The organism is Dellaglioa sp. CoH-57-MRSF-17, from assembly GCF_056782015.1.
The window spans coordinates 75,122-87,248 of sequence record NZ_JBXAXY010000001.1 but is presented as its reverse complement, the minus strand read 5'-3'; the positions used below and the strand labels follow the sequence as shown (position 1 = coordinate 87,248).

The window sequence follows — 12,127 nt, the reverse complement described above, 5'->3', positions numbered from 1 at the left end:
AATTTAAATCTAAGGAGGCCACGGGGGGTATTACTAATTCTGCATCTAACAACCTAAAAAAATACATAAGTACCAATGATTAAAATCCTATTTTATGCGATTGAGTTAGCCATTATTTTATAAACTAAAACTCGCTATGTATACACTAGATTTGGTAACTTTTAGTTAAGTAGTCAAAGTTAATCATATTATTAAGGTAGTTAAAAAGGAGATCCAATGATTAAAAAAGAACAAATCTATTATGCGCCTTCAGATGATTTATCTGGGAGTACGACAAAAAAATTCTGTCCTAATTGTGGAAGTGAAGTTCCTAAGGATGGTAATTTCTGTCCTAATTGTAATTTTGATTTACGTGTTAATTCAGTTGCGTCACAGCAACCTGTTACGCCGGTTCAACCAACACAACAACAAATGCCACCTACACAAACACGAACTGCAAATCCTAAATTACCCATCTCAGGTAAAACAAAATTCATCAGAATTTTGATTGGTATTATCGCTCTTATTATTGTTGTTGGCTACTATGCTGGAACAAAATATTACTCAAAAGAAAATCAAATTGAACGAATTACAGATGCATTAAAAACCGATAAAAACATGGAAGCTTATTTTTCAACATCGGATACGGCATTAAAAATTACTGATGAGTCTATGAAACCTGCATCAGATGCATGGGGTAGTACAGACTCTCTTAAAACTTTTAAAAACGAATTAACCAATGGAGCAAGCACTTCAACACATTTTCATTTAAAAGAAAATGGTAAACATTGGTTATTATTCCCTAAATATACGGCTGACTTTTCAACCGTTTCCGTTAACTTATCAACGAATAGCTCTGGGGCTGTTATCAAGATGAATGATAAAAAAGTTGCTACAGCTGACTCTGATAATTACAGTAAAACAATCTCAAATCTAGTTCCCGGTAACTACACAATAGAAGCAGCTGGCTCTATTGATGGTACTAAACTAAATAATAAATCGACTGAGACGCTCACTAGTTCAACTTCTAACGTCAATTTAGATTTAAGTACACTTACTTTTAGAATTAAAAGTATCGCAAATGCTGATATCTATGTTAATTCTAAAAAAGTTGGTACAACTGATGATGATGGTTCTGCAACAATTGGCCCTATTGCCTCTTCTGGAAACAATCGATTGCAGCTTAAAGAAAAGGTCGGAGACAACACTCTCGTTACCAGTGAATACCAAATTTCAGGTAGCGATGATGATAACGACGTAACTTTAAATAATACAGATGAAAATGGCTTTCAAGATAGTTCTAGTAGCAATTTATTCAATATTAATTTTCCTAATATGTTAACTCTAGATGATGCAGAAAGTTATATAGACAATTTATTTACCCAAATTGATGACTACACTATCGATGGTGATGACTCTAATGAGGATTCAAATGATAGTTATGGCTCAATAGGCAGTTTCTTTGTTAATGGCTCAAGCAATGCAGATGCCAAGGCATGGGTGACTATTGCTAAAAATTATCATGATGATGATGCAATCAGTAGTGTCTCTTATGACGCTAAAGTATTATCAGTAACACCGACAGATAAAAATAAATTTGATGTCGCTTATGATGTTACTTATACGTTCGATTTCACTGATAGTGACGATAATTATTCAACTAAAACACAAGTATTTAGATATACTGCTAAAGTTAATTATTCTAATAACGATGACTTCTTAATCAAGTCAATTACACCCGCTAAAAAAATTAGTGAAAAAATTGAAGACAACTAAACTTTGGAGGAAATAATCATGAAAACATGCCCAAACTGTAGTTCACAACAACCAGAAAATGTAAAATTTTGTACAAACTGTGGATTTGCCTTTTCCATTAAACCAGCCCAAGAAACGGCCGCAACACAATCACAAAACGTACAAGAACCAACAAAATTCCAACAACAATACACGCAACAACAAGATACTAAAGCTCAAAATGAGAATATTGAACAAGCTAAAACATTCGCATCAAATTATTGGTCTTATTTCTTAAATGCCATTAAACATCCCACAATTTTAGAAAATGGTCATAAATATTTCGGCTTTACGACAATTATTTTATTCGCCATATTTAATGATATTTTTGTAAAATTAATAATGGATAATGTTGCTAAATCTGTTAATTCAAGTCTATTTTCAGGACTCTTTAACACTCAAAGTACCTATGCGCCAACAATTGACAGTAGTGTCTACGCAAAATTATTTTTCTTAACACTACTAGCTTTTGCCTTTTACATACTAATTGGATTTTTTGTTCGTAATGTTGTTTTAGGCGATAAGAGTGATACCTTACTTTCATTTACAAATCGCTTTACACACTACCTCATGATCAATCTTGTATTAGCTGTCCTTAGTATGCTTTTCATGCTACTTGGAATGAGAGGCCTTGCTGTATTCATGTATGCTTTAATGGCCCTTATCATGAGTATTGCTTTCATTTTATCGATGATTATTGATACAAATCCACTTAAAATAGATAAACTTTACGGCGTTGTCATTGGACAACTTCTATTAGCTTTAGTTTTCATGATTGTTATGTCAGTATTTGCTGTCAGTTTAGCAGCCAACATAGCTTCAATCATCTCTGCAGCTGGATTTTAAGTTTATTGCTTAACCTAATTATAAAAAGTTAAAAAGGCACCAATCAAGTATACTTGATTGGTGCCTTTTCTGCATTTCTGTACTATTAATTATTAACTTTAGCAATCTTACCCTGTTCAATATAAACAGCAAGAATTGATAAATCAGCAGGATTCACACCACTAATACGACTAGCTTGAGCTAATGTTTCTGGTTGAATCTTAATGAATTTTTGACGCGCTTCCGTCGCAATTCCTTCAATAGAATCGTAATCAATATTTGTTGGAATTTTTTTAGCTTCCATACGTTTTAACTTCGCAACTTTTTCTTGTGCTTTTTTAATATAGCCTTCGTACTTAAATTGGATTTCTACTTGTTCAATAATTCTATGGTCTAATTCATGGTCAGGACCTGGAATAAACTTCTCAATGTCTGCGTAAGTTACCTCAGGGCGACGTAAAAATTCATTAGCCAACACGCCATCTTTCAAAGCGGCACTATTATGTTCTGCTAAGAATGCATTCACATCTTCAGTAGGTTTAATACGGAATGATTGTAATCTAGCTTTTTCGGCTTCAATTTCAGCTTTTTTAGCTTTAAAAATAGCTAATCTCTTTTCAGAAATTAAACCAATATCATATCCTTTTTCAGTTAAACGTAAATCAGCGTTATCATGACGTAAGATTAAGCGATATTCAGCACGAGATGTTAATAGACGATAAGGTTCGTTTGTCCCTTTTGTTACTAAATCATCAATCATAACACCGATATAAGCGTCACTTCGATTTAACGTAAAATCTTCGCGGCCTAAAGCACGTAACCCAGCGTTAATTCCTGCCATTATTCCTTGTCCAGCAGCTTCTTCATATCCAGAAGTCCCGTTTGTTTGACCAGCGGTATATAAATTCTTCACTAATTTAGTTTCAAGCGTTGGTCGTAATTGATAAGGAGCCACGACATCATATTCAATCGCATAACCCGGACGCATTAATTCAGCGTTTTCAAGGCCCTTAATTGAATGAATAATATCTTGTTGGACTTCTTCCGGCATTGACGTAGAAAGGCCCTGAACGTAAAATTCGTCCGTTGAACGGCCTTCTGGTTCTAAGAAGAGCTGATGACGAGGTTTATCAGAGAAACGAACAATTTTATCTTCAATAGATGGACAGTAACGTGGACCCACACCTTTAATAATTCCTGAGAACATAGGTGCACGATCAAGGTTAGCATTAATAATCTCATGCGTTTTCAAGTTGGTATACGTTAACCAACAAGATAATTGATTTTTAACATCAATATAATCTTCATCAGGTGTTTCAAAACTAAAGTGGTTAGGTTCAACATCCCCTGGTTGTTCATCAGTCACACTGTAATCAATTGTATTCCCATCAACACGAGGTGGTGTTCCAGTTTTAAAACGTTCTAAATCAAATCCAAGAGCTTCAAGATTTTCAGATAATTTAATTGCAGGTTGTGAATTATTAGGACCTGATGAATAACTCAATTCGCCAATAATAATCTTACCGCGAGCAGCCGTTCCAACTGTTAAAACAACACTTTTAGAACGGTATTTTGCCCCAGTATTTGTTACAACACCATGACATTCGCCATCTTCAACAATTAAACTATCGACTGTTCCTTGACGTAACGTTAGGTTTTCTTCTTTTTCCATTGTATGTTTCATTTCACTTGAATAAAGATGTTTATCAGCTTGTGCCCGTAATGCTCTAACAGCTGGACCTTTACCAGTATTTAACATACGCATTTGTACATAAGTTTTATCGATGTTACGACCCATTTCGCCACCTAAGGCATCAATTTCACGTACAACAATTCCTTTAGCTGGACCACCAATTGAAGGATTACATGGCATAAAAGCAACCATGTCTAAACTAATTGTGATAAGTAATGTTTTATTACCCATTCGTGCAGCAGCGAGTGCTGCTTCTGAACCAGCATGTCCAGCACCAACCACAATTACATCATAATCTGGGCCGTCATAAGTTTTAATGTCCATTTATATTCTCCTATTTACTAACAATTATTTACCTAAACAGAATTGACTAAATAATTCTGTGAGTAATTCATCTTTGTAGCTATCACCAGTGATTTCACCAAGTAATTCCCAACTTCTAGTCATGTCAATTTGAACTAAATCGATTGGCATACCGGAAGCAATCCCAGTGATCACATCATCTAAAGCAGTCTCAGCTTGATTTAACAAGCCAATATGACGAGAATTAGTAATCATAACTGTTGTTTGGCTATTTTCAATTCCACCAAAGAATAAGTTAGCAATTTTTTCTTCAAGTTGCTTCACACCTTCATGATTTAAGACAGAAATAGAAATAATTTCCGTTGGATCAACCATACTTTCTAATTCTTTACGATCTAGATTTTCTGGTAAATCTGTTTTATTTAAGATAACAATTCGTTTATCATTCTGTGTTAATTTAATGAGCTGCTTATCTTCAGCAGACAAAGGTTCATTGCTATTCAAAACAAGCATGACTAAATCAGCTTGAACAATCGCTTCTTTCGAACGTTCAACCCCAATTTTTTCAACCTTATCTTCTGTATCACGAATACCGGCAGTGTCTACCAATTTCAAAGGTACACCCATAACGTTAACGTATTCTTCAATCACATCACGCGTTGTTCCAGCAACATCAGTTACAATGGCTTTATCTTCATGTAATAAGTGATTCAAAAGACTTGATTTACCAACATTAGGTCGACCAATTATGGCAGTAGCTAATCCTTCACGTAATACTTTACCTTGTTGCGCTGTTTGTAGTAATTCTTGAACATATTGCTTAACATCACGTGCTTTTTCAAGCAATAATTTAGTCGTCATTTCTTCACCAGCATCGTATTCTGGATAATCAATATTAACTTCAACTAATGCCAAAACATCTACGATATCTTTACGTAAATTGCGGATTAGACGTGCTAAATTACCATCTAACTGATTTAGTGCAACTTTCATTGAGCGATCTGTTTTAGCACGAATTAAATCCATAACAGCCTCAGCTTGAGATAAATCAATTCGACCATTTAAGAATGCTCGTTTTGTAAATTCACCAGGTTCAGCTAAGCGTGCCCCATTACTTAATAATAATTGTAAAATTTGATTCGTTGGTACAATACCACCATGACAGTTAATTTCAATCACATCTTCACGTGTAAATGTTTTAGGTGCTAACATAACTGAGACCATGACCTCATCGACTTCTTCATCCGTTTTAGGATTTAAAATATGTCCGTAGTTAATGGTATGACTATCAACGTTACCTAAATTTTTCCCTTTAAATACATTATTAGCAATTTGAACGGCATCCTCACCACTTAATCGAACAATTGAAATGGCACCTTCACCAGGTGGTGTTGATATAGCGGCAATTGTATCAAATTCTGTTAATTCTGGCATATCTTTAAATACTCCCTTCAAGTGCTCTATTAGCAGTTAATTAATCATATTCTTTAAATTTTTTCAAACAAAAAAAGGGCCCACTCCACGCCCTAAAAGGACGTGGATAAAGCACCTTCACTACTTTATCTAATATTAAGTTCAATGCCAATAATATACTTTTTTTACCGACATTTGTCAACAAGTCTGTTTGATGATTCTAATTCACTAACCACGAATACCGCGATTTTCTAATTTATTAGTAATCACTTTTAATTCATTAACATAACCAAGATATTCTTCTTCAGTCATATCAAATGAAGTAAAACAATTCGACATTTGTTTCATAATTCTATGTTTACTTCTTTTAGCTTTTCCAGTCAATGAGACATTCACACGGCGTTCATCCTCAGGATCTCTAGTCCGAAGAATCCAATCATCCTTTTCCATACGTTTTAAAAGTGGTGTTAATGTTCCGTTATCTAGATGTAACTTCGCACCAAGTTCCTTCACCATAACAGGTGACGTTTCCCACAATGAAAGTAACGTAATATATTGCGGATACGTTAAGCTAAATTCCTTCAGTGATTCTGTATAAAATTTATTGTAATCTTTTTGTGCTGTGTAAATAGCAAAACATAGTTCATCTTCTAATTTTTCTGGATCATGTTTTAAAGCCATGGGTGGGGACTCCCTTCTATTACTGACTATTTTTTATTTTTAGGCGCTACAATTACTGAGCGCTTAGGTTCTGTTCCAATCGATGTTGTTTTGATTCGGTTATTTCGTGCTAAATAAAAATGAATTTGCTTACGTTCGTTAGCAGGCATCGGGTCTAATTGTACCGTCTCACCCGTTCTAATAACATCCTTGGCCACTTTAATTGCAAGGCGCTCAATCGTTTCTTCGCGACGTTTACGGTAGCCACCAACATCTAGAATAACATTCATTCTGCTAACTGCTTTTTGATTCATATTAACTTGTGCTAAATATTGCAAAGCATTTAAACTTTTACCGTGTTTACCAATTAATAATCCTTGTTTACTCGTATTAAAATCATATGTTACCTGACGGCGCTCAAATTGAACATTAATTTCTGTATCAATACCCATTAATTCTGTAATGTCGGCCAAATAATAACCAACATCATGAACTGCTTTTTCATTAAGTTGACTTCTAGCAGCTTTTTCTGCTGCTGTTAGAGGCTTTGATGTAACACTATCTTTTTTTTCATCAATAATTTTCTTGCTTACTGGTTTTTCTGTTATTTTTTTTTCAATTAATTCAACTTCTGCCTTTTTGCGGCCAAAAAATAAAAATCCAGACTTACCTTCATTGATTATTTTAATTTCAATCTGTGTTTTTTCAAGCTTTAATGCAGCCAAACCGTTACTCACAGCTTGATCAACATTTTTTCCAGTAAATATGGGCATGTTCATCCTCCAAATATAATTATCATCGTTATATTATAGCACTAATTGACCCCTTATCTATACCCTTTTTCAGAACGATTTTTTTGAAAAGTTCTTTCATTTGACAAAATCTATAGGACTCAGCCTATAATGAAAATACTAAATATAAAAACTCGGAGGATTAATTCTATGAATAAATTAACAGACACATATGAATTAGCAAATGGTGTCAAAATTCCTGTTGTTGGTTTTGGTACTTGGCAAACACCAAGTGGTGATGTTGCTAAAGCATCTGTAAAATCAGCATTAGCTTCTGGTTACATACATTTAGATACTGCTGAAATGTACCACAATGAAAGTAGTGTTGGAGAAGGTATTGCCGAAAGCGGTGTTGCTCGTGAAGATATCTTTTTAACAAGTAAATTAGCTAATACAGCTCATACGTACGATGAAACACAAACAGCATTTGCACGAACATTAAAAGATTTAGGTGTTGATTACCTTGATTTATTCTTGATTCACTGGCCAAATCCTGCTGCTTATCGTGAAGATAATTGGGAAAGTCATCTTCAAGAAACATGGCGTGCATTTGAAGATCTTTATAATGAAGGTAAAATTAAAGCCATTGGTGTTTCTAACTTCCGTCCTCGTCATTTTAAAATTTTGGAAGAAACACAAACAATTACACCAATGATTAATCAAATTAGATTAGCTCCTGGTGATACTCCCAAAGAGACAATTGATTATTGTCACAAGCATAATATTCAATTAGAAGCTTATAGCCCATTAGGAACTGGTGCTATCTTTACGGAACCAACAATGGTTAAAATTGCTAATCGTATTGGTCGCAGTGTTGCACAAGTTACCTTACGTTGGTCATTACAAAATGGATTCTTACCACTTCCCAAATCTGTTCATGCTGACAGAATTGAAGAAAATACTCATTTATTTGATTTTGAATTATCTGATGAAGACATGGCAGAAATCAACTCTCTAGATGGTGTTGTTGGTCATGCTCAAGATCCAGATACAGCAACTTTCTAAAATGTTTCACGTGAAACAAAAATGCGTAACCAGATATATTCTGGTTACGCATTTTTAGTTATCTATAGTTTGATGATGCATTTGGCATGACTATTGCACATATGATGTAAACAATAATACCAGGGAATGCTGCACTCAGGACACTTAAAAGAACGTACCCTATTCTTGTTAATGTTGGGTCCCAGTTAAAAAATTCAGCAATACCACCGACAACACCAGCAATAATTCTATTATTAGATTTTGTTAATTTTCTCAATTTTAATCCTCCTCTTGTTAACCTTTTATGTAATTATATCCAAAATAAAAAACCAAAGCCACTAAATGGACTTTGGTTTTCAAAAATTACTTTTTGTTACGGCCCTTATAAGCTTTCTTTTTCGCTTTTTTAATAGCCTGTACTTTTTCTTTTTCAAGACGTACTTTTTCTTCACGTTCACGTGTAATTTTAAATGGATTATTAATTAACAATGTTTGTCCAACTGAGAATGCATTGGTAATAACCCAATATAATGACAAGGCTGATGGTAAGTTAACAGCTGTCACAAGAATCATTATTGGTGTACCATAAACCATCATCGTTGACATTGAGTTTGCTTCAGGTTGGGACATAACACCCAACTTAGAAACAAAGTAAGTTAAGATTGCAGCAAAAATTGGTAAGATGAAGTACGGATCTTTATCACCAAGCTGTAACCATAAAAATTCACCCGTCTTCAAAACGTTCGTTCTCAAAATAGCTTGATAAAGAGCTAATAAAATCGGCATCTGTACTAATAATGGTAAACATCCAGCAACAGGATTAATGCCTGCTTCTGCATATAATTTCTGTTGTTCTTCACGTAATTTTTGAACAGTTGCAGCATCTTTACCAGAATGCTTAGCTTGAAGTGCCTTCAATTGAGGTTGAACTTCAGCTGTTTTACGCATACTTTTTGTTTGATAAATCATTAATGGTAATAAAATAACCCTAATGATTATGGTAAAGATGATAATACCAACACCATAGTTCCCACCAAATAATTTTGAAAGGAAAATAATAGCCCTAGAGAAACTGAGGATGATACCGCCATCCCAAATTCCTGTACTATTTTCCGTTATTGGTGTTGTACTACATCCCGCTAGGACTAACATTAACCCCAACATACTTAATAGGACTAAAAATCGCTTACTCTTCTTTTTCACAAGAATACCCTCGCTCACTTTATTAGTCTAAAATTTTAGCTATTTTTAAAACATGTGTTAATTGTTTCTTGGATTCCTCTTGCGACAACCAAGCAACAGATGGTCTAGCAATAACCAAAAAATCGCAATCTTGTTTAAGATCTGGTTTCAATTCTAACAACGATTGACGAATACGGCGTTTAACCCAATTACGAGCAACAGCATTCCCAATACGTTTTCCAACTGAAATTCCAACTCTAAAATGAGCTTGTTCTGGTTTTTCCATCATATATATAACATACTTTCGGTTCGCACAAGATTGACCTTTTTTAAAAACTGTTTGGAACTCTGCTTCTTTTTTAACGCGATATGATTTTCTCATGTAATATCTCCAGTTAAATAGATACTGTATCTTTGTAATAAAAAAAACCACTGAAATCAGTGGTCTATGCAGACAATACTTTTCTACCTTTACGGCGTCTACGTGCTAAGACGTTACGGCCGCCTTTTGTACTCATGCGTTTACGGAAACCATGCACGCGTTCACGGTGACGTTTTTTAGGTTGGTATGTTCTTTTCATAATTTAGGCACCTCCTTAAATACTTAATGTTTCAACTAATCGGTATCTTGATAAAAATAAGATACCAGTGACGTCAATTTCACTTACCGGAATATAATACCATACTTCTTTCTTCTATGAAAGAAAATTATTAGAATTCAATGTAATTTAGTTATCCACACTTTTTCGCTATTTATTTTTTAGTTGTGGATGAGTTGTGAAACACATCTTGTCGTCCACAACTCGGAACACACACTTTTTCACAATAAACAGCCTGTTAATAAGTTATACACACCCTTAACTAAAAACTGTTAATAACTAATGAAAATCCTTTAATAACATACTTTATTTCAATCACTCATTTGTGGATAACATGGCAAACAAAACTGGTTTATCTTTTTATGCCCACCCCTGTGGAAAACTTATTAATGACCCTGTTATTATTTTTTACACATTTTTTTAAACCTGTGGAAAACCCTTCTTTAAAATGCTAAACTGTAGTTACGATTTATTTAAACAAGGAGGCTTTTTGTGCTTACTCTCGAAAATTTATGGTCCTCACTGACTGATTATTTCAAAACGCAACTCAACCCTGTTAGTTACGAAACTTGGATTTCATCAGCTGAACCAAAACAATTTATTAATAACGACCTTATTATTGAGCTACCCTCCCAGCTACATAAAACTTACTGGATACAACATCTAGCACCAAAAGTTGTTGCGTTTCTTTACGAATCAACTGGTGAAGAAATCAATCCCGTTTTAAAAATAAAGGGTGAATTAACCGCGGGCGGCCAATCAAATATGGCAGTATCAAATAGTTCAAACTCTAATAACGATAATGTCCCTACCTTTATGCGTGATGCCAAATTAAACGATAGATATACCTTTAGTACCTTCGTTACTGGAAAAGGTAATCAGATGGCCCACGCTGCTGCTTTGGTTGTTTCTGAAGAACCTGGCCGCTTGTACAACCCGCTCTTTTTCTATGGTGGTGTTGGTTTGGGTAAAACCCATTTAATGCACGCAATTGGTCACCAAATGCTTCTAAACAATCCTGATGCAAAAGTAAAATACGTTACAAGTGAAGCATTTACTAACGGCTTCATTAACTCACTTCGAAATAATACGCCCGAAGATTTCCGAAAAGAATATCGTAGTGTTGATCTCTTACTGGTGGATGATATTCAATTTTTTGCCGATAAAGAATCAACACAAGAAGAATTTTTCCATACATTTAACTCTTTATATGATGATAAAAAACAAATTGTCTTATCATCTGATCGTTTACCAAACGAAATACCAAAATTACAAAAACGTCTTATATCTCGCTTTAAATGGGGTCTTTCAGTTGATATAACCCCTCCTGATTTAGAAACTAGAATTGCTATTTTAAGAAATAAATCTGATGCTGAAAATCTTGAAATACCAGATGATACATTAAGTTATATTGCTGGCCAAATCGATTCGAATATTCGTGAACTTGAAGGCGCTTTGGTTAGAGTACAAGCGTACGCGACCTTATCAAACTCAGAAATAACAACGAGTTTAGCCGCCGATGCCTTAAAAAACTTAAGTTTAAAAGATAAATCAAATGAAATTTCAATTGCTATTGTTCAAGATCGGGTTGCTAAATATTTCCACGTTACTGTGGGCGATTTAAAAGGAAAAAAACGTGTTAAAGCAATTGTTATGCCACGTCAAATTGCTATGTACTTAAGTCGCGAACTTACCGACAATTCCTTACCTAAGATTGGATCTGAATTTGGTGGTAAGGATCATACAACGGTTATTCATGCTCACGAAAAAATTGCTGTAATGTTAGAAACTGATGACAAACTTCAGCGTCAAATTTCAGATCTTAAGAGTGAACTTAACCAATAATAGTTGTGGGCAATTGTGGATAAGGCGGCTTGTTTACTCACAGGTTATCCACATGTGAA

The 12,127-nt window shown here is 34.4% G+C and carries 12 protein-coding genes; 4 read left to right on the top strand and 8 right to left on the bottom strand.

All coding sequences use genetic code 11. The features are described 5' to 3' along the window. The first annotated feature begins 216 nt into the window (after positions 1 to 216). Positions 217 to 1,755 carry a zinc ribbon domain-containing protein gene (locus AC1RPJ_RS00415; protein ID WP_481761076.1) on the top strand — a complete coding sequence of 513 codons (1,539 nt, stop codon included), beginning with the start codon at positions 217 to 219 and terminating at the stop codon, positions 1,753 to 1,755. Between the two features lie 18 nt (positions 1,756 to 1,773). Further along, positions 1,774 to 2,619 (top strand): DUF6574 domain-containing protein, encoded by an 846-nt coding sequence (locus AC1RPJ_RS00410; protein ID WP_481761077.1) that lies wholly within the window; start codon positions 1,774 to 1,776, stop codon positions 2,617 to 2,619. Between the two features lie 85 nt (positions 2,620 to 2,704). Here the strand turns inward: AC1RPJ_RS00410 and mnmG are convergent, their stop codons facing one another. From mnmG to jag, 4 genes are all read right to left on the bottom strand, one after another. Next, positions 2,705 to 4,615, bottom strand: a complete 1,911-nt coding sequence (gene mnmG, locus AC1RPJ_RS00405) for a tRNA uridine-5-carboxymethylaminomethyl(34) synthesis enzyme MnmG (RefSeq protein WP_481761078.1) — start codon at positions 4,613 to 4,615, stop codon at positions 2,705 to 2,707. Between the two features lie 24 nt (positions 4,616 to 4,639). Beyond that, positions 4,640 to 6,028 (bottom strand): tRNA uridine-5-carboxymethylaminomethyl(34) synthesis GTPase MnmE, encoded by a 1,389-nt coding sequence (gene mnmE, locus AC1RPJ_RS00400; RefSeq protein WP_481761079.1) that lies wholly within the window; start codon positions 6,026 to 6,028, stop codon positions 4,640 to 4,642. 207 nt (positions 6,029 to 6,235) lie between these two features. After that, entirely contained in the window at positions 6,236 to 6,688 is a 453-nt protein-coding gene (locus tag AC1RPJ_RS00395; RefSeq protein WP_481761080.1) for a MarR family winged helix-turn-helix transcriptional regulator, read from the bottom strand. A 26-nt stretch (positions 6,689 to 6,714) separates the two neighbouring features. Then, complete coding sequence (gene jag / locus AC1RPJ_RS00390) at positions 6,715 to 7,440, bottom strand: RNA-binding cell elongation regulator Jag/EloR (protein WP_481761081.1); 726 nt, start codon at positions 7,438 to 7,440, stop codon at positions 6,715 to 6,717. Between the two features lie 168 nt (positions 7,441 to 7,608). On the opposite strand from jag, the gene AC1RPJ_RS00385 reads away from it, so the two are divergent. After that, entirely contained in the window at positions 7,609 to 8,463 is an 855-nt protein-coding gene (locus tag AC1RPJ_RS00385) for an aldo/keto reductase (protein ID WP_481761083.1), read from the top strand. 58 nt (positions 8,464 to 8,521) lie between these two features. Here AC1RPJ_RS00385 and AC1RPJ_RS00380 read toward each other — a convergent pair whose 3' ends face one another. The 4 genes from AC1RPJ_RS00380 to rpmH all read right to left on the bottom strand — a co-directional run bounded on the left by AC1RPJ_RS00380 (position 8,522) and on the right by rpmH (position 10,205). After that, positions 8,522 to 8,719 (bottom strand): PspC domain-containing protein, encoded by a 198-nt coding sequence (locus AC1RPJ_RS00380; protein ID WP_409021843.1) that lies wholly within the window; start codon positions 8,717 to 8,719, stop codon positions 8,522 to 8,524. An 86-nt stretch (positions 8,720 to 8,805) separates the two neighbouring features. Next, on the bottom strand, positions 8,806 to 9,645 hold the full coding sequence (yidC, locus tag AC1RPJ_RS00375) for a membrane protein insertase YidC (protein ID WP_481761084.1): 840 nt from the start codon (positions 9,643 to 9,645) through the stop codon (positions 8,806 to 8,808). A 22-nt stretch (positions 9,646 to 9,667) separates the two neighbouring features. Further along, complete coding sequence (gene rnpA, locus AC1RPJ_RS00370; protein ID WP_409021846.1) at positions 9,668 to 10,006, bottom strand: ribonuclease P protein component; 339 nt, start codon at positions 10,004 to 10,006, stop codon at positions 9,668 to 9,670. A gap of 64 nt (positions 10,007 to 10,070) precedes the next feature. Further along, positions 10,071 to 10,205, bottom strand: coding sequence for a 50S ribosomal protein L34 (gene rpmH / locus AC1RPJ_RS00365; RefSeq protein WP_057974157.1), 135 nt, complete (start codon positions 10,203 to 10,205; stop codon positions 10,071 to 10,073). A gap of 510 nt (positions 10,206 to 10,715) precedes the next feature. Here rpmH and dnaA point away from each other — a divergent pair. Beyond that, positions 10,716 to 12,068 (top strand): chromosomal replication initiator protein DnaA, encoded by a 1,353-nt coding sequence (dnaA, locus tag AC1RPJ_RS00360; protein ID WP_481761085.1) that lies wholly within the window; start codon positions 10,716 to 10,718, stop codon positions 12,066 to 12,068. Positions 12,069 to 12,127: the final 59 nt, after the last annotated feature.

What these genes read in the sequence shown, in the direction of transcription:
- AC1RPJ_RS00415 (WP_481761076.1), top strand. Translation starts at nt 217, where the DNA reads ATGATTAAAAAAGAACAAATCTATTATGCGCCTTCAGATGATTTATCT.
- AC1RPJ_RS00410 (WP_481761077.1), top strand. Translation starts at nt 1,774, where the DNA reads ATGAAAACATGCCCAAACTGTAGTTCACAACAACCAGAAAATGTAAAA.
- mnmG (WP_481761078.1), bottom strand. Translation starts at nt 4,615, where the DNA reads ATGGACATTAAAACTTATGACGGCCCAGATTATGATGTAATTGTGGTT.
- mnmE (WP_481761079.1), bottom strand. Translation starts at nt 6,028, where the DNA reads ATGCCAGAATTAACAGAATTTGATACAATTGCCGCTATATCAACACCA.
- AC1RPJ_RS00395 (WP_481761080.1), bottom strand. Translation starts at nt 6,688, where the DNA reads ATGGCTTTAAAACATGATCCAGAAAAATTAGAAGATGAACTATGTTTT.
- jag (WP_481761081.1), bottom strand. Translation starts at nt 7,440, where the DNA reads ATGCCCATATTTACTGGAAAAAATGTTGATCAAGCTGTGAGTAACGGT.
- AC1RPJ_RS00385 (WP_481761083.1), top strand. Translation starts at nt 7,609, where the DNA reads ATGAATAAATTAACAGACACATATGAATTAGCAAATGGTGTCAAAATT.
- rnpA (WP_409021846.1), bottom strand. Translation starts at nt 10,006, where the DNA reads ATGAGAAAATCATATCGCGTTAAAAAAGAAGCAGAGTTCCAAACAGTT.
- rpmH (WP_057974157.1), bottom strand. Translation starts at nt 10,205, where the DNA reads ATGAAAAGAACATACCAACCTAAAAAACGTCACCGTGAACGCGTGCAT.